Annotated in this window: 23 protein-coding genes and 3 pseudogenes; 2 read left to right on the plus strand and 24 right to left on the minus strand. The window is 50.6% G+C overall.

Translation table 11 applies throughout. The annotated features are described in order from the left end of the window. Positions 1–11: 11 nt before the first annotated feature. Both NL510_RS16940 and NL510_RS16945 read right to left on the minus strand, forming a co-directional pair. Positions 12–236 (minus strand): annotated as a pseudogene (locus NL510_RS16940) (DUF943 family protein); the annotation flags it as partial. Beyond that, a pseudogene (locus tag NL510_RS16945) lies at positions 172–463 on the minus strand (DUF3289 family protein); the annotation flags it as partial. The pseudogenes NL510_RS16940 and NL510_RS16945, both read right to left, overlap by 65 nt. Here NL510_RS16945 and NL510_RS16950 point away from each other — a divergent pair. Then, a pseudogene (locus NL510_RS16950) lies at positions 461–886 on the plus strand (site-specific integrase); the annotation flags it as partial. The pseudogenes NL510_RS16945 and NL510_RS16950 sit on opposite strands and share 3 nt — an antisense overlap. A gap of 238 nt (positions 887–1,124) precedes the next feature. On the opposite strand, the gene NL510_RS16955 reads toward NL510_RS16950, so the two are convergent. Both NL510_RS16955 and NL510_RS16960 read right to left on the minus strand, forming a co-directional pair. Then, on the minus strand, positions 1,125–1,448 hold the full coding sequence (locus NL510_RS16955; protein WP_253378455.1) for a hypothetical protein: 324 nt from the start codon (positions 1,446–1,448) through the stop codon (positions 1,125–1,127). Continuing rightward, positions 1,448–1,687 (minus strand): hypothetical protein, encoded by a 240-nt coding sequence (locus tag NL510_RS16960; RefSeq protein WP_253378457.1) that lies wholly within the window; start codon positions 1,685–1,687, stop codon positions 1,448–1,450. Before NL510_RS16960 ends, NL510_RS16955 begins: the two co-directional genes overlap by 1 nt. Before the next feature lie 99 nt (positions 1,688–1,786). On the opposite strand from NL510_RS16960, the gene NL510_RS16965 reads away from it, so the two are divergent. After that, a complete protein-coding gene (locus tag NL510_RS16965; protein WP_253378459.1) occupies positions 1,787–2,029 on the plus strand; it encodes a DinI family protein in 243 nt (80 codons plus the stop codon). 62 nt (positions 2,030–2,091) lie between these two features. Here the strand turns inward: NL510_RS16965 and NL510_RS16970 are convergent, their stop codons facing one another. The 20 genes from NL510_RS16970 to NL510_RS17065 form a co-directional block, all read right to left on the minus strand. Continuing rightward, entirely contained in the window at positions 2,092–3,327 is a 1,236-nt protein-coding gene (locus NL510_RS16970; RefSeq protein ID WP_253378461.1) for a phage tail fiber protein, read from the minus strand. A 60-nt stretch (positions 3,328–3,387) separates the two neighbouring features. Then, positions 3,388–3,621 carry a phage exclusion lipoprotein Cor gene (gene cor, locus NL510_RS16975; RefSeq protein ID WP_253378463.1) on the minus strand — a complete coding sequence of 78 codons (234 nt, stop codon included), beginning with the start codon at positions 3,619–3,621 and terminating at the stop codon, positions 3,388–3,390. 107 nt (positions 3,622–3,728) lie between these two features. Next, complete coding sequence (locus NL510_RS16980; protein ID WP_253378465.1) at positions 3,729–4,403, minus strand: hypothetical protein; 675 nt, start codon at positions 4,401–4,403, stop codon at positions 3,729–3,731. 313 nt (positions 4,404–4,716) lie between these two features. Then, entirely contained in the window at positions 4,717–8,166 is a 3,450-nt protein-coding gene (locus NL510_RS16985; protein WP_253378468.1) for a TipJ family phage tail tip protein, read from the minus strand. 51 nt (positions 8,167–8,217) lie between these two features. Then, on the minus strand, positions 8,218–8,820 hold the full coding sequence (locus tag NL510_RS16990; protein ID WP_253378470.1) for a tail assembly protein: 603 nt from the start codon (positions 8,818–8,820) through the stop codon (positions 8,218–8,220). 80 nt (positions 8,821–8,900) lie between these two features. Further along, complete coding sequence (locus NL510_RS16995; RefSeq protein WP_253378472.1) at positions 8,901–9,353, minus strand: hypothetical protein; 453 nt, start codon at positions 9,351–9,353, stop codon at positions 8,901–8,903. After that, complete coding sequence (locus NL510_RS17000) at positions 9,350–9,922, minus strand: Panacea domain-containing protein (RefSeq protein WP_253378474.1); 573 nt, start codon at positions 9,920–9,922, stop codon at positions 9,350–9,352. The genes NL510_RS16995 and NL510_RS17000 overlap by 4 nt, the downstream gene beginning before the upstream one ends. A 337-nt stretch (positions 9,923–10,259) precedes the next feature. Beyond that, the gene (locus tag NL510_RS17005) at positions 10,260–10,979 is read right to left on the minus strand and encodes a C40 family peptidase (protein WP_253378476.1); all 720 of its coding nucleotides are present in this window, start codon (positions 10,977–10,979) and stop codon (positions 10,260–10,262) included. A gap of 1 nt (position 10,980) precedes the next feature. Beyond that, positions 10,981–11,736 carry a phage minor tail protein L gene (locus NL510_RS17010; protein WP_253378478.1) on the minus strand — a complete coding sequence of 252 codons (756 nt, stop codon included), beginning with the start codon at positions 11,734–11,736 and terminating at the stop codon, positions 10,981–10,983. Then, on the minus strand, positions 11,733–12,080 hold the full coding sequence (locus NL510_RS17015) for a phage tail protein (protein WP_253378480.1): 348 nt from the start codon (positions 12,078–12,080) through the stop codon (positions 11,733–11,735). The genes NL510_RS17010 and NL510_RS17015 overlap by 4 nt, the downstream gene beginning before the upstream one ends. A 407-nt stretch (positions 12,081–12,487) precedes the next feature. Next, the gene (locus NL510_RS17020; RefSeq protein WP_253378482.1) at positions 12,488–12,697 is read right to left on the minus strand and encodes a lipoprotein; all 210 of its coding nucleotides are present in this window, start codon (positions 12,695–12,697) and stop codon (positions 12,488–12,490) included. Positions 12,698–12,889: 192 nt separating this feature from the next. Beyond that, on the minus strand, positions 12,890–13,114 hold the full coding sequence (locus NL510_RS17025) for a hypothetical protein (RefSeq protein WP_253378484.1): 225 nt from the start codon (positions 13,112–13,114) through the stop codon (positions 12,890–12,892). Continuing rightward, on the minus strand, positions 13,111–16,299 hold the full coding sequence (locus NL510_RS17030) for a phage tail tape measure protein (protein WP_253378486.1): 3,189 nt from the start codon (positions 16,297–16,299) through the stop codon (positions 13,111–13,113). The genes NL510_RS17025 and NL510_RS17030 overlap by 4 nt, the downstream gene beginning before the upstream one ends. Continuing rightward, positions 16,296–16,607, minus strand: coding sequence for a DUF1799 domain-containing protein (locus NL510_RS17035; protein ID WP_366518968.1), 312 nt, complete (start codon positions 16,605–16,607; stop codon positions 16,296–16,298). Before NL510_RS17035 ends, NL510_RS17030 begins: the two co-directional genes overlap by 4 nt. Beyond that, a complete protein-coding gene (locus NL510_RS17040; protein WP_253378488.1) occupies positions 16,607–16,918 on the minus strand; it encodes a phage tail assembly chaperone in 312 nt (103 codons plus the stop codon). The genes NL510_RS17035 and NL510_RS17040 overlap by 1 nt, the downstream gene beginning before the upstream one ends. Before the next feature lie 61 nt (positions 16,919–16,979). Next, positions 16,980–17,651, minus strand: a complete 672-nt coding sequence (locus NL510_RS17045; RefSeq protein WP_253378490.1) for a phage tail protein — start codon at positions 17,649–17,651, stop codon at positions 16,980–16,982. Positions 17,652–17,720: 69 nt separating this feature from the next. Beyond that, a complete protein-coding gene (locus NL510_RS17050; RefSeq protein ID WP_253378495.1) occupies positions 17,721–18,131 on the minus strand; it encodes a DUF4128 domain-containing protein in 411 nt (136 codons plus the stop codon). Beyond that, entirely contained in the window at positions 18,128–18,712 is a 585-nt protein-coding gene (locus tag NL510_RS17055; protein ID WP_253378497.1) for a hypothetical protein, read from the minus strand. The genes NL510_RS17050 and NL510_RS17055 overlap by 4 nt, the downstream gene beginning before the upstream one ends. Position 18,713: 1 nt before the next feature. After that, positions 18,714–19,064 carry a hypothetical protein gene (locus tag NL510_RS17060; protein WP_196372420.1) on the minus strand — a complete coding sequence of 117 codons (351 nt, stop codon included), beginning with the start codon at positions 19,062–19,064 and terminating at the stop codon, positions 18,714–18,716. A gap of 1 nt (position 19,065) precedes the next feature. Further along, positions 19,066–19,548, minus strand: coding sequence for a DnaT-like ssDNA-binding protein (locus tag NL510_RS17065; protein ID WP_196372421.1), 483 nt, complete (start codon positions 19,546–19,548; stop codon positions 19,066–19,068). Positions 19,549–19,561 lie beyond the last annotated feature (13 nt).

Here is a 19,561-nt window from a genome sequence, read left to right on the forward strand (position 1 = left end):
TGCTGCAGGCTTGGTACGTTATACTTTTCTTTAAACTTAATTTTATTTTTCAACCACCAGTTTATTTTCCCCTTATCCGTTAAAGGAAAGCTCTTAACTAAAACATCACTATAGTTATTTCTGTGATGAACGGCGACAACCTCCACCGAACGCAGAGACAGCCAAAGCCTGCTACCAGGTAGCACACAACCAGCCAGAAACAGCAGAGCAATAGCTTTCTTGCTTTTCACTCTCATTTTCTGGTTCCTGAGAATTCAATGGTGGTTTCCATATTGGCCATAAATGGCTTAAAACTAAACTGACTGTAACGCTGGAGCAAAGACCAGATACGGAAAAATCGGAACTGGCTAAATTTAAATTTTGATGTATCGTCACTGTCCAGCCCAAAGTGATCCTGAACTTTATAACGAACCACAGCCCGGAAACGATCATTATCAATCTGTAGTGATTTTATAGCGATATTGGCGTAGCGCTGAATGATACCTCATGTAAGGTGCTGCGCGATCAGATTGGCAATCATCATAAGTGGGTGTTCGTCCACATGAAAGCCGGTGTTCGACCTGATGGTTCTAAAACGCCATCAGTGAGGAAGATGCGGGTTGATGACCAGAGCGCATGGAATGCTGCATGTCGTCGAGCAGGTATTGAGGATTTCCGATTCCATGAGCTGAGACATACATGGGCGAGCTGGTTAATTCAGTCAGGGGTTCCATTATCTGTACTGCAGGAGATGGGCGGCTGGGAAAGTATCGAAATGGTCCGTCGATATGCCCACTTAGCACCTAACCATTTAACTGAGCATGCGAAGCAAATTGACTCAATTTTTGGGGTTGATGTCCCAAATATATCCCACACCGGAAATGAGGAGGAAGTGAAAGAGGCGTAAGTGCATGAAATTTAATGGTACGCCCTGTAGGATTCGAACCTACGACCTACGGCTTAGAAGAACGTAGAGTACTGTTTAACACACTGTAATATCATTGGTTTTTCCGCGCTCGCACCGCGTTTGTGTCATTACATGTCATTACTTGCTGTCGTATTTCCTTCTGATTCATCCATGCATGACACAACTGTGACACAGAGAGTACACAGCCATGCCTCATGGTATAGCTGTGTGTTTTCCTTCACATCACCGGGCAGTCGTCGTCATCCATCGCACGGTTGATGAAGAATGTCACCCGCCCCAGAACCTCAACTTCTTCAAGCGCCGCACCCTCTATCGCCTCGCCATCAACTGTAATGAGCGCCTTGCCAATCAGCCTGGCAAACTGCGTGTGACCGTCGCACAGGATCAGTAATACATCGCCAGGCGTTTTTTTCGTGGCCGGCTCAATTACAGCGAACCCAACATCAGTTTCAAGCACCCGGCTATCTGCACCAATATTGCAAAGAACGGCTGGAGAAAGCTGGCGCTCTACGTAATCCATCGCTGGTGAAGGAAAACCCATCAGTGAACCCTCCCCATGTTACGGAGAATCCAGTAGTGGTTATCGCTTCCATCAGTCGTCTTATCCGCGAAATCTGGCTGATAGCGTTCTATCCATGAGTTGGCATCAGACCGGGTAAAGTGCCAGTTGTACTCTCTCAGTTTTTCTATGAACCTATCCGTGCTCAGATAGCGATAACCTTTTGGATTGAGTTGAATAGTTGCAACAAAGGCTGCGTGTATATCCGATTGACGAGGCATAAGTTGAATCCTCACTCGCTCATTTACTGTATATGTATACAGTGGTATTTTTAAAAACGAAGATCAAGCACAGGCCTCATTACTCTCTAAGGAATCGTTATGTTTGTAGAACTCGTTTATGACAAAAGGAATTTTGATGGTTTGCCAGGGGCCAAGGATATAATCCTGGGCGAACTGACCAAAAGAGTGCATCGTATCTTTCCCGATGCAGAGGTGCGGGTTAAGCCGATGATGACGCTGCCAGTGATCAACACCGACGCCAGCAAACATGAAAAGGAACAGATAAGCAGAGCTGTTCAGGAGATGTTTGAAGAGGCTGATATGTGGCTGGGTTCTGAGTAGTGCTATCTTACCGCAGGTCATCAAACCATGAGGCGAACTGCGGCGTAAAAATTCGCTGATAGTTATTCTGCCGTAGTATCCGTAATAGAACCTGAAGAATCTAAAAGTTTGGTATTCCAGATACTATTTTTTGGCATATCAAGGCGAAGATCAATCCAGCGACCATCCGGAATATCCATCGAGCCACCAGCAACAACCATTGCCGATTCAACATCAAAACGTCGGCGGAAAACTGACACAGTCAAAATACCATCATCAGCAGTTGCGATATCGACGAAACACAGGAAATTGCCATTGATATCCTGGGGGATCTCCACAGTCCACCCTTCAGGGTTAAGGCCGCAACTCCCTTCGATGCAATAAACCCCTTCTGCAACTCTCGATGCAGTTACGCCCTCTGCCTCATCATTGCATTCAACCTGACCATTTCCAAAAAGTTTTATTACAGGAGATGCTCGCTTGATGAAGCCGTTGGTATCAACGGTAGTATTTCCTTCCATCCACACTTTGCGCCACTGAGGTGTGGCAGAAATATTTCCTACATACATTTCCCCATATGAAAATACGAGGCCAAATTTCAGGGTTGAATAGGGAATTGTTAATACACCATGAGCACTATTTGACGTAATGGGGGGCATGCCGGGTGTTGGGGAAGACGTTCCCTGAGCCAGTCCGTAACCTATCGCTGCACCTGGGTCAGTAACCAGGGATGTAAACATTCGCGTTGTGCCTAACCCAAATGCTCCACTTCGCAATACACGGCCTGAAGTGGTATCCAGAATGTCCGACTGAATATCAAACGTAGCCGAACTTCCTAAACCAAGGTTTGTGCAAGCGTCTTCCTTGGTTGTTGCCCCGGTTCCACCGTCTTTAACCGCCAGCGCTCCGTTGGTGTCCTTCTGCAGCAATTTGCCGATACCTGGAATGCTGCCGGAAGTTCCATTGATCGTTACTGTGATGATCTGGTTTGCTGAGGTAGTAGCGAATGTCTCCCACGCGCCAATATTCTCGTCATACTCTTTGATGAGCTGTGACATCGCCTGCGCCAGCCCGTCGACCGAGATAATGTCCGACACAAGGATTCCATACTTCTGTCCGCTCAGCGCCGGAGAAGCGGCAGGCGTCACTGTCAGAGACGTGGCGCTGTTAACGTTTGAAATCTGAAACATCTGTACCGGGTTAGACATGACGATAATCGTCTGGCCAGCGCGAACCTGGCTGGCCGGTGCCGTCCAGTTGGTTCCGGTTCCCGTTGCGGTGTTTCCGTTGATGGCGATGGTGCCAGTGTTATAAAGCATATTTTCTCCAGGCAATAAAAAACCTCGCCGGAGCGAGGTATGTGTTCGAAACAGAATGGATTACTGACAGGTGGTGCTGGTGAACGTGCCTGCACTCACCCAGGTCCAGTTAAATGGATATCCGGCACGGTACTGCGTCAGATTATTTTGTTTACGGACGCCGTAAATCTGAACGGTGCTTTCCTGCCCGCCGACCATCGCTGTTCCGGTACAAACAGGCTGCTGCTCTTTAAGAACGCCAGCGCAACCGGAAAGCAATATTGCCGCCGTCAGGCAAAGAATAATATTTTTCATATTGTCCATATCCCAGGGTATTCGCGAAGTTACACGATAACAATATGAAAATGAGGAGGATAATTGATTCGATAGATCAATTATGCGTTATTGATCGCTGAAAACGATCAATCGTAACTGGAAAGATTCAGTGCATATACCTGATTTCTCATATTGTGGTAGGTAACGTTCAGGGTTCCAACGGGAGGCGGGCCATTGGTTGAGCTGTTATTCAGTACAGTATTCGAACCATTCCATACCGCCGAAAAATGAAACTGCGATGAAAACGGACGCGTACCACCGGAGGTTATTACGCCTGTAACCAGTCCGCATATTGCCGGAATGATTCCGTATTTACCTGTTTTAGTGATATTTATATTGTACCCACTGGCTGTGTCACTACCGCTGGTACCTGCGGCTTCAATATCAGTCAGCACGCGGGTTTCATTAGTCAGTATGCAGACGCCATTTTCATCCCAGATTGCTATTCCCCAGTCCGGTAATGTTTGAGCAAATATAGTGAAAAAGTAAACATATGCTGTCCCGGCCCCTCTCGGATTGCTTATTCTGACAGAACATGTCGCCCCGCTGACTGAATAACTGACAACACAGTTCACCGATGTACAGACAAAAGGCACAATGGGTCTGCCGGACGTGAATTCCTGCGTAATGGTTGTGACTGCCCCCGACGCCGTTGCTATTGTTGCAGTCTTTTTACTGACCAGCGCCAGAGGTATTGACTGCGGAGTGATAAAAGGGGCTCCGTTGTCTGTCGTCAGCAACGCCCCCCATAAATCTGCCATTATGACGCCCTCAGATAAGCAATTATAAACCCGCCAATTGCCGGAAAAGTTCCGGCACCGAAATCTGTATCTGACGATGCGGCAGAGAGGGTGACTGTACCGCCTGATACCGTGATTTTTCTGCGCTTCGTCGTGTACGCTGTATCAGCGCATACCTGGAGCACCTCCATAATAAAGCCAGTCGGCACTGTGTACGTTGCACTACCGGACTGCTGTCCGTTTGTGACTGGGAAAAAGCCCAGCACACTTATCGGAACCAGACCATAGTTATTGAGGTTGCCGCTGGCATCCCACGTTTGTATTCCCCAGCTCATCAGAACGTCCCCGTAATTTTACCAATTTGCACACGCAGCCGGGCCGTGTCCTTAATGCTGATTGTTACGTTTGTCTGCTTCATTGCACCTGAACTGTCACTCCCGTAATTCTGCATCGTTCCATCCTTACCCCAGCGCCAGCCCGCAGAACCAGCAACGTAGTTTGAAGACTGGATGTAGCTACCAATTTTCGCGTTGCTGATTGTTCCGTCCTGAATGAATGTGTCACGAATAAAGGTCTGGCCGTTCTGAATTACAAAGGGAAGAGACACAGTGCTGCCAGCCTGCGTGGTGACGGCGAAGCGATCTGCCAGGAAGATAACCTGCGACTGCATGCCGTTTGGCGTATTCTCAACGCCGATCCCCATTCCCGCGGCGTAGTACTGCCCGTTGCTGGAGACACCAACCTTGATGTTGTACATCGCGCTGAGGTTATTGTTCACATCCGCCACGGCCTTCGCGTTTACCGTAATGGCTGCGGTATTCTCTCCAGAGGTCACCGTGAGTGTGTTGATTTTAGTGGCCGACGCCTGAGTGAAGTCTGCCAGCGTTTCGGTGAGGTCAGTCGCGTTGGAGATATTCCCACCAACTGACGCATCCAGCGTGACGAGCGCGCGCGCAACCGCCGAGCTGGTGTCGGCTATGGTCGTGTCGATACGGTCAATGCTGGCGCTGTTCCCTGCGTTTGTCGCCGTCTGAGAACGGCGAGCGCTAACTTGTGCCAGCCCGTTCTGGATAATCGCAATGGCTGAGTTCTTCACCCCGCCCGCCATGCCGTCCATCGAAACCGATATCTCGTCGATTTTCACCTCAGCCTGCGCCAGGCCATCAGCACTTTGCTGAATAGCCAGGGCCTGCTGTTCAAGGTCATCGGCGTTCTGTTTGATATCGTTCACCATATCAGCAATTTTTTCATTGCTGTCCACCGCGTTCTCGATCAGGTCTTTGAACGTATCGGAGTCTTTAATTTCCTCCAGGATCACGTCTGTGATGTCGGAAACATCGATGCTGGACTGACCCCGCACCCATTCTGTGTACCCTGATTCGTTGCCGCTGCGGTCCACCAGCTGCGCGCGGTACCAGAAAATTTGCCCAGCCTTAAGGCCCATCTGCTGATATTTGCGCTGCGGGTAAGGCACATCGGCCAGCAGCATCGCATCGTCTTCTGTACCGGTCAGGCTGTACTGAATTTCCGTCTTCAGCGTGTCGTCGGTATTCGCCGGGAACCCCCAGTTCAGCTCAATACCGAATACCACATTTTCAGAGGCGATGAAGCCAACCGGCTTCGGTGGATTGCCCACTTTACCCGTCAGCGTTTTCTCTTCTGAATAGCCCCATCCGGATGAAATTTCTGCGGCATTGATTGCGCGCACGCGCAACAGGTAGCGCCCGGCATAAATCCCCGGGACGTCGAATGACGTGGTGGAGCTGCGCGGCACGTTAACCCAGTTCCCGTCATTTCGGCGCCATTGCGCTTCATAGGCGATAGCGTTCTGCGCCTGGTCCCAGCTTACGCGCATCGTTTCGACGCTGATATTTTGCTGCACCACGGAAAACGAGCTGATCACGATGTTCTCAGGCGGCGACTGGTTGCCCAGCGGGATCACGCTCACCGGCCGCTGGTCAATGATGGCTCCGGTATCAATGCGATCGAATTTATCCGGATCGTGATTTGCACCGACGATTGTAAACGTGCCGTCATTATTATCAGTTACCGTAATAACTCGATACTGCTGTGCGTAGAGCTCATCAGACTCAATGACCCATACAGCCTCAGCCACAGGTGTTTCGCTGTAAGCGATCGTAACGGTCACTTTATTGCCCGTTATTGACTGAATGGTGCGTGACTGTGAAACACCCGATGGAAGATTGACAATCATCCTGTCGGCTGCCGAAGCATCCGGCGCCCTGTCCAGCGTCAACACGCGACCATTCACCGCAGAGATACGGCCGCCCAGGTCGCGCCCGGAGAGATTTCGGTCCGCTACAGCGATTACATAGCCGGGCTGTGGAATGTTGCCATCTTCCCCTACATTGAAAGTAACAACGCGATCTTTGTTATTGGTGAGGATCCCCCATCGCCCTTTCCGATTCGCTTCCGACTGACGGGTACAACCGATCGCAGTTATCTCAAGTTGATTAAACCCATAACGCGCAACCAGCGCCTGCTCAAAAACAGGCTCCATCGCATCAGAATAAGCGTTATCAGGATCTGACCAGGACACCAGCGCATTGGTATAACGGTTCTTTGTAGTGCTGCTGGAATAGGTAAAGCGCCCATCAATAACGTTCGCATGCGTGTATGTAAAATCAACATCTCTCGGCATGTCCGCCAGCGCCACAATCTGGTCGTCGCCCCAGTAGGTCATCCCGCGGAAGATAGCAGCAAAATCACGCAGGACTGTATAAGCGTCGTTGCGTTCCTGAATGTACACGTTGCAGGTATAACGTGGTTCGGTACCACTTCCGCCTTTGCCATCCGGTACCATTTGATCGCAATACTGTGCAACCTGGTAGAGCGTCCATTTATCTATGTTGGCCGTTGTAAGACGATCCCCAAGTCCGAAACGGTCGCTAACCACCAGGTCGTAGAAAATCCATGCAGGGTTATCGGTCCAGGCCCATTTAAATGTCCCAGTCCACGTACCACTATAAGTGCGGGTTTCGGGGGCGTAAGTATCTGGAACGCGGATAACGCGGCCGCGGGGCTCGCAGGAGATCTGCGGGATAGAGCCGTTAAACTGGCTGGAATCGAATTCGATATAGAGCAGCGCTGTGTTTGGATAGCGTAACTTGGCGTCAATTACCTCGGTGAAGCTCTGCAGCATCATCGTGTCGCCGATCTTCGCGCTGTTGGCATCAGAGGTAATCTTACGCAGTCGGATTGTCCAGGTGCTGCCAGCCTGAGGTAAATCGATACGGTGGCTGCGCTCGTAACCAGAAGTCGTTTTGCCGGTCACGCTGGTATTGAGTACCGTCTGCCATGTGCCGCCGTCCGTCTGCAGGTCAATCGCATAATTAACCGAGTAACCGACCAGATCGCCGTCGTCCTCCTGCTTGAAAAGCGAAGGCCATTTCAGACGCAGGCGAACTGCTGAAAGCTGCGTATTGGTAAACGTGCGCGTCCACGCTGTAGCGCTCGATACCTCAGTTCCCACGCTGATTTCGTTTTCGGTACCGGGTATGCCCTGAATATATTTTTGCGCCTGAGTTCCCGCGCGAAATTCCCATGTGACGCCGCTGAAGTTTTGGGAGCCGTCAGCATTCTCCAGAGCCGTTCCGTCCAAGTATATATCTTTCGCCGTCATCTGCCCTGCAAATTCACCCTCTCCCAGCGCAATGAGTATTTTTGCCTTCGCTACCGACTGCAGATCATCAGGCTGTTCGGTAGGAGTTCGGGAACTGGAGCTGCCGCCCTTGCGGCCCTTTAAAACTTTTTCTGTAGCCATATTGCGCCCATAAAAAAGCCACCCGAAGGTGACCTGAAAAAGGTTTGTTATCTACTGCTGATCTTCGACATAAATTCCGGCAGAAATAATCGCCCCGCCTATCCGCCGGCGACCATACAGGAGCGGTACCGGATTCCCTTGGGCTGTCGTATTTGTGACTCCACCAAAGGCATAACTGGCCTTGTTGTCCGCCGATTGCTTGCTGGCGAGTCCGGTTGTCTGCGGTGAGAGCATCTGCACAATGCCGCCCAAGGCCATTGCCCCACCGATCTGGAACATGATGTTGCTCGCCGCAATACCTACTCCTGGCATCCAGATTGCAGCAGCGACAAGTGCAACGCCAAGGATGGTCTGGAAGATACCTCCCCGCTTACTCCCGACCATAATTGGTGCTATTCGGATATCAGCTGAACTCTGATCCATAACGAGTTCATCATTGTTCAGGTTACGCTTGCCGCTGAAAACGGCATAAGTCAGGCCGCGCTGTTTGCTGGTATTCAGAAAACGCTCAAACCCCGGCACGATAACGCTCAGGGCACGGATGGCCTCTTTCGGTGATGCGACTGATAAACGATATTCGCGCCCGAAGGTAGCACCCAGTACACCGTAGAGCCTAACGGTTCGAACAGGCTCCATATTGAGTAAAGCGGCCATATTTTCTCCATAAAAAAAACCGCCGAAGCGGGTGTGTAAGGTAGCAAAAAGCAAAAAACCCGCCAGATGGCGGGTTTAAGTTATGTGCCTGTCAAACCATCTGTCGGTTCAGGCTGATCTATGAGAGGCGGGTTCGTACAATATTTATCTTTAAACCTGATGTGCTTTGGTTTTGCTTGTTCTGAAATATCGAATCCTGAGAGTACTCTTTCGAATGCGGCTTCTGGCATATCATCATGCGCCGTTATTTCACCGGCAGCATGCTTTCTTTCAACATTATCGACGCGCCAGATAACCGCCTCGGCATAGACTATATAACTGGGATGCTGGATAAATCGATGGTCGCCAGGGTTAAGCACGCACGCATCATCATGAGGAACGCCCGGCTTAATGCTGGACACATTAACAACCAAAATGCAGTAACAGTCGTTTACTGGGTAATAAACAGGATCGTTGCAAATCACATGAAGATGATTGCATGGCCCGCTTGGAGCTAAAACCGTTCCTTTTTTATATGGTTGAAATGTGCTCATGACAATTGAGAAGAAAACTCCTTAAGCTCTTGTGATTCGCACATGCTCCTGAAAATATTTTCTGCTTCTTCAGGAGTTTTACCCTCATTCAAAAAAATTTCACGCACATCAATGGGGGTTCTAGATCCGCGAGGGTCATGCCATTCCGGACAAACCTCACGCAGGTGAGTCATGTCGCGCAATTCATACCTATTCATGTGACCATACTGGGCATAAATTTCATCGAGAATGCGGACATCTGCCCGGCTCAATTCATCGAAAACTTCATCGGCATCCATTTCTCGCGGATCAGCACTCAGGCAGACATCATGTCCCGCTGTTTGTATCAGCCGATACCAATATTCACCGCCAGTTTCAGCTCTGCCACGGATTATATCCAAGGTAGTAGACATCACAGGGCCATGAGGCATTGAATAGAGGCGATCCTCACCCATCATGCGTCCATGGCGGATCATAGACTCACGATTGGCCAAGTATAATAACTTCATAAGCTTCAGATATGCCATGCGCCCGCCACGCTTAAGTAGCAGGTAAGCAGCCATCTGAGCTACTTTTTCTTCGCTAAACATATAGAACCTCTAAATCATTGATGAAAGCAGAACTCTACAGTGATTCTATAGCTAGCTATAACTTTTAAGCAATCAACATTTCGTCAAGATAGGCCCACGTTCGACGACGATCGCAATGGTCACTTTGCAAGTTATCGACGCATTCGGCGAAATTACCCCTCGATTATTAGTAAAGTAATATCACGATCTCAGGAGATAGGCTGGGCCTATGACGCGGCTCGGACTGTCAAAAAAGGCATAAATAGCACTTTTTGCACAAAAAGCATATCAAGCATGCAATGCATCACTTAACAAATTGCTGTAGTATCTTGCGCCCTCTGAATGCTGCGCTTATATTTTAACCACGTTCGGATATTGCTTTATGTCTGAGTATCTTCATGGTTCTTTCCATCCAGTAGCCCCCATACGGCACGCGCTGGCTCAAATGCCCATAAAGGTGATGCAGTAGCATATTGCCTTCCAGCAGAATCCCCGCATGATTCCACTTATCAGCCTGAACCTGCATGATCACCATATCGCCTGGTTTTGGTGGGCCGTCGAATTCCCGGAATCCGCACTCATACCAGCAATCCTGATAGAAGTTGTCCGGACAGTCGTTTTCCCACCAGGGATAATCGACCCGGTAATCGTGAAGCTCGATTCCGTGCGTTTGCCAGTAATAGCTCATCACCAGCCCCCAGCAGTCAAAGTGACCAAGCACAAACGGACGCTCGAGCAGCGGCAGTTCTCCACGCGGCTGGATGGTGCGTAAATCCCCCTCCGGCCAGCTCACGATATGCCAGGGTAAAAGGGTTGCATCACATTGCGCTTTATCCAGTTCGCTCGGTTGCGTCGAGGCATCAGGGTGACTGTGAGCGATGGCTATGACCTTCCCCCAGTCCTCAGCAGCTGCATAGTCTTCGGGGCAAAGTACAAAATTGTCCTCCGGCTCCGCGGCAAGATTCCGGCACGGAAAATATCGTTCAACACGGCTTTTCTGCGCCACCACGCCGCAGCACTCGCGAGGATACTCAGCTGCAGCATGGGCCATAATCGCATAGATGGTTTTCTGGCGCATATCAGCTCCTGATCAAAGACGTGCCCGGGAACCCACCATGCGAAAGCTCGTTATCTTCACCGAACCGAAGTTTGCAGGCCGTCAGCGTGCCATTGCATTCGTCCAGAGAAGGGTCGCTCACCGGGTTGTTGTTTTTATCGAAATAGCGGGTTCCGGCATAGTCGCAGCCATCGCCGGTGCGATATTTATTCCGGATACACCAGGTACACAGAGAATGAAGTTGACGTGTGGGGATCATCTTTCCCTGTAACGACATCGGGCTATCGAGCACGAATTCGATACTTTCGCTCGGAATTTCGCTGTTTTTGCTATCAATGTAAAAAACTCGTTTTCTGACCTGTTGCGGATCGGCTTTTGGGTTCCCTTCCGGGAAATTGCGGGCATCGAGATAATGCGCAAAAGTGTCATGGATCGTGACTTTAGCTTGCAGCATATCGTCATAAGCCAGACACAACGCCGTGATGGTGCTATCAATATTTCCCACGGTTAGCGTAGGCTGGGAACCACTTCCCTCTGTGGAAGCATCAAGGCCACTGATTTCATAGGGCCATGCGCCATACTCTTCTCCCTGCCACCAAATACTCTTCGCCTTCAGCTTTGATTCGTCACCTCCAGCGGCGGCAATTTCTTCTTCCGTGTGTGGGAGGTTGTACGCGTGAAATCGCAGTACATGATCCACGCCGAACGTAGAGCCATCAACTTCGATAAGCCGGACTTTATTGCAGGGCTCAAGGCTTTGATAGTCTGCTGTGATCATGGTGCGTACGCCTGTTTGAATGTTGCGGAAATGGTCATGACGTTGCTGGATAAGGGCTGTGACTTGATTGATTCAGCCTCAATCCGGTAGAGCCCAGTTTCACCAATTGGCGATGCCCAGATGAATGACTTTGTGACGTGAGAACGAAAGAACTTCAGGGCCTGAAGCATGTCCGCTTTTTTACCCGTCAGGGTGACAGGCCAAGACTGCTTTTCAGGGTTAATGCCTTCCCCGGTGATCTGCTCATAGCCGTCGCCAAAGGTAGCAGAGCGCGTTTTAAGGCTGAACGCCCCTTCCATTCCCGCCTGTATCTGTGTTCGCCAGGTGAATGTTTCGATTGCCATGCTTTCTCCGGGCATAAAAAAACCCGCCGAAGCGGGTTAAGTAAGAATTTATATGAACTCAATAGATAAATTTACCGACACATCTCATTAAATGAAACTGCTACGGCCTCCGTCTTGCTCGAAAAAATAACCTTTCGGTTGACTGTATAAGTTACCCCAGAAGAAAATATCCCCTTGGATTTCATGCTGAGAAAAATATAGAAAGGCGTATAACCCGCATAAGCCCCATAAGAATTTTTGGAGTTAAATAGCTGCGCGGAATAGTGCTCCACTTTTTGCTAGCCCTTGCGGAGCAAGGGATTGGGGCGGCCACCTCCGCTAAGTGGCATTACGTCCAGCTTGATGTGTTTACTCTTACGTGGCTACCATAGGTCAAAAAATGGGAAGTGTAGCGGTATTAGACGCAGCTATTTAATTTCTCCACATACATATCCTTCAATGGTGCCGTCTTCTTTCTCACCCGCTTTAATGAAACGTAACTCTCTAAACTTAGAACTTTCCGGATCTTTCATATCCGATGATATTTCATCTTTAGCAAGCGCAATAGCTTTGTCTGGACTGGGATTGCATCCAGCAAGCATTACAGCACCCAAAACCACAAGAAGTATTTTCTTCATATCCCTATTCCATCAGTAATAGATGGCTGAATCCTATCAGGGATTGAGCAATGACAAAACCCGCAGTTAAGCGGGTTTGAGATAGCCTGACTTCTCAGGAGATTGGCCGAGGTTTCGGCTGATTAAAAGATCTTGCTCAAATCTACGCCATAGACAAAAGCCCACCTGAGTAGGCCAATAACGTGCTAACCGTTACAAATTATCAATAGTTTTTCGGAGGACCGATTTAGCTTCATCAATCAATTGTTGCTTAACCTCAGAAAGGCTTGATTCCCAATTTAACGGGATCTGCGCATGTACAACCAAGTCGGCAAATGCACTTTCTTCGCTTCGATAAACGCTAACCTTTGCAATCGTGCTCTTACCATTTTCATTGTCAAACGGGGTGATATCATCAACTTGAAATCTCATATTCATCGCGTTCCTTTTATTGCATTCCACAGAGGCGTACCCGGTCGCTGTGCCTGCTCAGACACAACTTTCACTATTGCCGGTTTAAGCTGCTTCATTATATCAACATTGTTGGATGAACTGGTGTTTGTCGTCTGCTGTTGAGCCCCCTGAATCACAACGCCACCAACATTAACATTTATAGCCGCCCCTCCCCCCTGTAACCCATACATAGGTGCGGTTCCAACGTAACCACCGTTTGCATACCCTTGGGCGTTTCGCATCAAAGCGTAGAGGTTGCCAACACCCAACGCGCTCGTTGCTTCTTTCGTGAATACAAATTCCCCACCATGAACAATCCCTTTTGGTTGGTATTTGCCGCCGTCCCCTGTGTAACCACCCACATCGAACTCCGGCATCAGACCTCCGCCTGAAAGTCCAAATATCGCGCCGATACCGGTTCCACCAAAGGCGGATTTCATGCTGTTTACCATCGCCAACTGGACGAGCATTTGAGCCGTTCCCTTGAGAAAGGTAGTCAGGAAGTCAGAAAAATTCGCTTTGCCGGTCGTGAAGAAGTCCGTAAGGCTGCTTGCCATCCCTGTAAAAGCATTGCTGGTTATTGTCTGGATCTGTGAATAAACGTTTGTCGCGTTGTCCTCAAATTCAGCCCACCCTTTTTTTACACCAGCCTCCCAGCTACCACGGAGACGATCCTCTGCGTCGTAGTAGTCATTCGCGGCCTTGAGCTGATTTTTATATCTCTCATCAGCAAGTTTCCCACCAGCATTTATCCAACCGGCTGCCAATTGGCTCCTTGCCAGCTCGCGCTGAGCCAGGCGATCGCTTATGCCAGCGCTGGCAACTAATGCTGCCTGCTTCTCTGCCATTTGTGTGACATATTTCTGCGAGGTGTCCATGCGTTTATTTAGCTGCTCCTGGGCGGTAATCTGATCGCCCAAAAGCGCCTTTTGCCGCGCCAGCTGCAAAACCTGGTCTTTACTCGCAAGCAGTGATTTTTCCTGCTTCGATAGAGTGCGGGTGCGGGATGCCTCTTCCAGTACCTGGAATTTGGCCTCTGTAGTCCACAAATTTTTGCGCTGCTGACTTATCGTGTCATTGACGCTTTTATGCGCCTTAAGCGCCACCAGCTGCGCCTGGAGTGCCAGCAATTCAGCCTGTGCTGCGTCAGTGGTTCGATCGCCTGCAGAGACTGTGGCCTGTTTTCCTTTTGGGGTCTTTTTCCCGAACTCCGCAACTCCTAACCTGTCCTTTTGGGTGGTTACGGTCGCTGTAATTTTTCGGGTGCTGTCCAGATATTTCCCGGCGCTAACGTTGGCAGCATCCCAGTCTTTTTTGAGCTGGGAGACGCTATCACCATAAGCCACGGCCATATCCTCATTGTATTTTTGCCACTTCTTCATAGTGTCGGTTTTGGCAAAATCCGGAATGAGGTCGATAGCTTTGGCGATGGATAAGGAAATCACCTGGTTAAGTTTCTGGAATACGATCGCGATACTGTAATAAATCGCGTTAAATTCCCTCATCGTGTTAGATGCAAGCTCCGCCACCCACTGGCCGATGTTCTGCATTGCCTCAGAGGCCCAATCTTTAACAGACAGCCACAGACGCCCAAACGGCGTTAGAGAGTCATAAGCCTGCTTTCCTCTCGTCTCCATTGTATCGCCAAATAACTCTATAGCCTGTGTGACTGCGCCGGTCTGATCCTTCTGCTTAACCAGATCGTCAATATGCTTGAGCTGGGAAACCGTCAGAAAATTATATTGCTCATTCAGGCTCTGCAAAGCTTTGACAGGGTCTTTTTCAATATCCTTGTAAGCTTTGGCAATGTCCTGCGCCGAAACAATACCAGTTTGAACGGCCATAGAGGTTGCCTTTGCCGCCTTCTCAATCTGCTGTTCAGTCAGCGAACCGATCCCGATAAGTTCAGTCATTATTCCCTGAACGGTTCCCACCGTCGCGCCAGTGGATGCTGATATGGATTCAGAGGCCGCAATTACCTGAAGCGCTGAAGTCCCGGCGATGTTGCCGGTTCGAATAATGGCTTTGTTTATTTCGTCGTAGGTATTGAAATAATCAGTACCGGCTTTCGCCGCCAGGAGAACGGCACCAGCCAGACCACCGAGAGCCACGCGGGCAGGTGTTACCAGCGATAACATGGCCTTCATGGCGCTGCCTACGCCGCCAAATGAATCGCGCAGTTGCCCGCCCTGCTGAATAGCTACCATGTAGACAGGCATACCGGATGCCAGGGAGGTGACAATATCGGTGATCTGCATTGGTAAATATCGCATGGCATTACGATATTGCCCCGCGCTAATCGCTCCGTTCTTCCACGCTCCTTCCTGAGCTTTCAACTGTGCGATCATCGGTGCCACCTGCTGTGAAACACCCAATTCAGCGGCTTTTAATTCGAGGATCTCGGCGCGGGTTTTTCCGATGGCCGCTGCCTGTTCGTTAAGGGACGAAATAAACGAATCACGAATATTTTTAGACCGATTTAATTCTGCTGCTTCTGCCCTTTCAGCGGCCTCCATTTCCGCAATGGCCTTTTTCATCGCTCTGGACTGGCTGGCGGCAATCCTGCGCTGATTAGCCTCACTCTGTACGGCTCGCTCTTGCTCTCGCAGTTGAGCAATTAATGGCGCTGCCTGTTCGGATAGTCCCATCTGGGCAGCCCGATATTCAGCCAGATCCGCTTTAGTGGCTCTGAAGGTTGAAACCTGCGTTCCAAGAGTATCAATAAAGTTCTTGTTAGCCGCCTGCGCTTTTTGTGCCGCCTGCGCCTGCTCAAGTCTCGCCCGGCCCTCTTCGGTTTCCGCCTCCATTACCTGGGCAAGTTTCGTCCTGGTCGTTTCAAGAACGCTGTTGTAGCGCGTGAAATCTTCGTCATCCACCAGCCCTTTACCCCGAAATTTCGAAAGGCTTTCCTGGATGTTATCCAGCTCATCCAGAGCTTTGTTTACCGGGCTGATTTTATTCAGCAGGTTTTGTAATTCCTGGCGCTGTTGCTTCAGGCTTTCGGTGTTTTTTTTCTGGTGATCAACGCCAGTACGAAAAACACTGTTAAGGTCATCCGCTTTACCGGCTGCCGCGGTCGCGGTGTTCTGAAATTGATCCAGCGCCTGATTGCCGCGCTCCAGCTCGCTGGTATTCACGCGTAGCGAGATCGTAGCGATATCGTTGCTCATTTTGCGCCCTCTTTATGCATGATTTTTAGCGCGGCTTGCTCCATTACACGGATATCTGAAAGCGCGGCTGCCTCGTCCTCTACGCCGTGAAGACGCATAACCCACGGCAATACGTTATAGTCCAGCCCGGTCGCCCCACCCATTCCCGCCCGCCACTGCGTGCTGACAGCCTGAAACACCAGGAATGAAGGCCAGATGTCCGGCCAGACGTCGATGTATTGATCGTCGTAGTCATCCGGCGTAAGCCCGTAAGGCGCCAGGTCTGCCGCAGTGGGTTCAGGCGTATAGAACGCAGAGGCAACCGCTATTAGTTTTTTTCGCGCTGCCCCATCAGCTCGCGATAGTAGGTTTCAGGGATAGCTTTCATCGCCGCCGGATAGTTTTCCAGCAGCACCGACAGGTTTTCCGCGTTGAACGCATCAGGAAGTGCCCAGCCAGCAATGATTTCTATCAGAAAATCAGTGGCGGTTTTGCCTTCGAGTTTTTCCAGGTCAGCCAGCTCTTTGAGCGACTTATGATTGAACGTGAATGTCAGCAAACCATCCTCATCACCGGCGCGCGGGATCGAGACGTTGGCCTTGAAAGTTGGTTTTGGCTGTAGAGTGAATTTGGTCGCCATCGTTGCCTCTTCGTGAAAGAAAGCCTCCATGGGGGAGGCTCAGATTATCGTTATGCCTGGTTTATGCTGCGGTGCCTGTGATTTTGTAGAACGTCATCGCTGGCGATTGCAGGTTCAGCACGACGCTTACCGTTTCGACTTCGTTCACCGCCGTGGCCGGCGTGTCGTCAAAAGATGCCGTGGCCGTCCAGTAACGGTTTTCCTTCGCCTTCGGCACGTACATGTACGCCGCCACAGTCTCTTCGTCTTCGTCCAGCTGGCGCAGCAACGGATATACCGGGAGAGTTGAGTCGTGAGCGATCGAGTAAGTCTGAGAGACAGCAGATTTATAGGTGTTCAGGTTGCGCTGGCGATCATCGCTGAGGAACTGAATCTGTGTGGTGTTCTGATCGCCACCAGATTTAGATACCTCAGTGATTTGTGGAAGTTCGGTCCATTCTTCAATCTTGCGAATAAAGCCGGAACCGCCTCCCGGGGCATATTTGTTTTTGTTTGTGGTGTTGATGTTGCGAAGGGTGACGGCATTCTCCGCAATCGCGTCGATTTTCGCGATAACGTTATCAATACCCGACCAGTTGCAGTTCACGTGAACGATATCACCGACCGCAATATCGTCCGCGGCGCTGACGGTGATCACCGCGTGCTCAGCATTCGTCGTACCGGTGAAAGTAATGGCCGGGCCGTAGCCCGACGCCAGATAAACATGAGCGCCGTTAGGCAATGCAAAGCCCATAATGGTTTCTCCTTCAGAAACAAGATAATCGGCGTTAAGCCGGTCAGGTGTGGGATATCAGATAGGGAATCAGCTGGTAATGTCTGCCCGATAATTCAGGCTGACAGGAACGGTGTAGGACACAGGTGTAGGGACGCCGCGGAATATGCCAGGCGCGCTGCTAATCCAGCAGGTAAAGTCTTTACCTGCAATTTCCTGCCCCTCGGGGAACAATTCCGCCACTCTGCCCGCCAGGGCAACGACGGAGGTACGGCCGGAGCTGGCTGGCGCCACGACATTAATCTGGTACACGCCAGAATGAGTCCGGCAGCGCAAGCCGAGATCGATTGTTCGCGGCGTAACGGGCATATCGTGAACGGCCAGGTACATCTCGTTAGCAGGAGGTGTAAACGGCACGTTCTCCCATGCAACCGAAATGCCCTCGGCATCAGCCCAGGTACCCAGTCTGGCGGCCAGTGCAGATGCAATATCAGGAATCACTTAGTCACCTCCCTGACAGCTTCCTCAAAGAAGCGTTGAAACTCAGCTGCAGTTATGCGGACCATGCCGCCCGAAGCCTGTGTGGAATGCCCCATTTCAAGCGGATAGGCATAGGGCACGTTGTTGCAGAAATAAATGGCCTTCATCCCGACTTTGAAGAGCGACAGCGTATAGTTCCCGGCCGCTTTTGTCAGATCACCTGTCTTATCAACCCGGCCTGTCTCGTCAGTCGTTGGCGCATCAAAGGACACCTGCCAGTTACCGCGAAAGCGTCCGCCCGTATACCCCGGCGGTGCTTTGATAGCCATCCCATCCACCACCCGGGCTTTTTTCTTCAGTCGCCCGGTTTTGGTCAGGTTGTCGGGATTGGCGCGCTGCGCCTCGTTGTGGTCGTAAACAGCGCGATTATAGGAAACGGCTGTCTGGTTAACTTCCCACAACTCCGGGTTGCCCACTGGAGACATCACCACCAGCTGGTTAAGAATTTTGATTCCGACGGCGCGCACCACTGCTTCCTGATTCGTTTTCGCCTTGTTAACGAAAGCCGTGATTTCAGCCAGGAAAGCCGCGTTCTCGCCCATGCTAAGCTCTCAGTTGCGCTTTGTAGCAGAGCACCAGCACGGCAGGTTTTGCCGGGTTCGGTTTGACAACACGGTAGGCTGTGCCGTCAATATCAACCACATCACCGATTTTAATTTCCTGCTCTGCCGTAAAAACGATCTGCACGTCGCCGTTAACGATGACCGTTCCATCAATTTCGCCTGGCGCGTATTCGGTCTTCACGCCCACAGCAGTAAAACGGACCGCTTCAGTTTTATGCTCAACGCCGCCGATAACCGTTACTGAGCCTTTACGGGTGACGTTGTACGTCGCGCCGTTCTGCCTGAGCATGCGGGTCGCTCTGGCCTGCATACGTTGGTAATCAATCGCCATATCAGGCCCTCTCTGCAAATGCATTAATGGCGTAACCACGACCACCAGCGAGGTCGCCCAGCAGCGCCATCACGGCAGGATAGGACGGCGTGAAGACTTCACCATCTGCGACCGCATAGGTCATGGTTACAGCACCTTCCACACGTTCAGTTTTCACAGCGGCTTCGCGCACGCTGGAGAGTAAATCGCCCTCGATTGCCTCTACCGCCAGCATGCACTGCGCGGTTACAACCTGCCGTGGAACTTCATCCGGCGGGAAATCATGTTCATCCAGAACGACATTCACGCGTGGCCAGGCCAGAGCCTGTCTCGGGTCAGTTTTTGAGCCAACCCACTCCAGCCCCTCCAGGTAATCCATTGCCTTAATCAGCAAAGGTGTGAGCTTGTCAGGCAGTTCAATGCCGCGTATTTCCGCAAATGAGGCAAGATCCTCTTCACTGGCGTAGCTGTTGGCATCAGGAGAGGTGATATCGGTATTGATCATCGAATCATCCTGT

The sequence above is a fragment of the unidentified bacterial endosymbiont genome (genome assembly GCF_918797525.1).
Classification (GTDB): Bacteria; Pseudomonadota; Gammaproteobacteria; order Enterobacterales; family Enterobacteriaceae; genus Enterobacter.

Bases quoted from the DNA above. Each gene is read 5' to 3' on its own strand.
- NL510_RS16960 (WP_253378457.1), bottom strand. From the start codon at position 1,687: ATGCCTCGTCAATCGGATATACACGCAGCCTTTGTTGCAACTATTCAA.
- NL510_RS17040 (WP_253378488.1), bottom strand. From the start codon at position 16,918: ATGGCGACCAAATTCACTCTACAGCCAAAACCAACTTTCAAGGCCAAC.
- NL510_RS16970 (WP_253378461.1), bottom strand. From the start codon at position 3,327: ATGCTTTATAACACTGGCACCATCGCCATCAACGGAAACACCGCAACG.
- NL510_RS17010 (WP_253378478.1), bottom strand. From the start codon at position 11,736: ATGATCACAGCAGACTATCAAAGCCTTGAGCCCTGCAATAAAGTCCGG.
- NL510_RS16985 (WP_253378468.1), bottom strand. From the start codon at position 8,166: ATGGCTACAGAAAAAGTTTTAAAGGGCCGCAAGGGCGGCAGCTCCAGT.
- NL510_RS17030 (WP_253378486.1), bottom strand. From the start codon at position 16,299: ATGAGCAACGATATCGCTACGATCTCGCTACGCGTGAATACCAGCGAG.
- NL510_RS16980 (WP_253378465.1), bottom strand. From the start codon at position 4,403: ATGGCAGATTTATGGGGGGCGTTGCTGACGACAGACAACGGAGCCCCT.
- NL510_RS16965 (WP_253378459.1), top strand. From the start codon at position 1,787: ATGTTTGTAGAACTCGTTTATGACAAAAGGAATTTTGATGGTTTGCCA.
- NL510_RS17025 (WP_253378484.1), bottom strand. From the start codon at position 13,114: ATGAATATGAGATTTCAAGTTGATGATATCACCCCGTTTGACAATGAA.
- NL510_RS17005 (WP_253378476.1), bottom strand. From the start codon at position 10,979: ATGCGCCAGAAAACCATCTATGCGATTATGGCCCATGCTGCAGCTGAG.
- NL510_RS17055 (WP_253378497.1), bottom strand. From the start codon at position 18,712: ATGGGCGAGAACGCGGCTTTCCTGGCTGAAATCACGGCTTTCGTTAAC.
- NL510_RS17060 (WP_196372420.1), bottom strand. From the start codon at position 19,064: ATGGCGATTGATTACCAACGTATGCAGGCCAGAGCGACCCGCATGCTC.
- NL510_RS17045 (WP_253378490.1), bottom strand. From the start codon at position 17,651: ATGGGCTTTGCATTGCCTAACGGCGCTCATGTTTATCTGGCGTCGGGC.
- NL510_RS16995 (WP_253378472.1), bottom strand. From the start codon at position 9,353: ATGAGCACATTTCAACCATATAAAAAAGGAACGGTTTTAGCTCCAAGC.
- NL510_RS17020 (WP_253378482.1), bottom strand. From the start codon at position 12,697: ATGAAGAAAATACTTCTTGTGGTTTTGGGTGCTGTAATGCTTGCTGGA.
- NL510_RS16955 (WP_253378455.1), bottom strand. From the start codon at position 1,448: ATGGGTTTTCCTTCACCAGCGATGGATTACGTAGAGCGCCAGCTTTCT.
- NL510_RS16990 (WP_253378470.1), bottom strand. From the start codon at position 8,820: ATGGCCGCTTTACTCAATATGGAGCCTGTTCGAACCGTTAGGCTCTAC.
- NL510_RS17000 (WP_253378474.1), bottom strand. From the start codon at position 9,922: ATGTTTAGCGAAGAAAAAGTAGCTCAGATGGCTGCTTACCTGCTACTT.
- cor (WP_253378463.1), bottom strand. From the start codon at position 3,621: ATGAAAAATATTATTCTTTGCCTGACGGCGGCAATATTGCTTTCCGGT.
- NL510_RS17065 (WP_196372421.1), bottom strand. From the start codon at position 19,548: ATGATCAATACCGATATCACCTCTCCTGATGCCAACAGCTACGCCAGT.
- NL510_RS17015 (WP_253378480.1), bottom strand. From the start codon at position 12,080: ATGGCAATCGAAACATTCACCTGGCGAACACAGATACAGGCGGGAATG.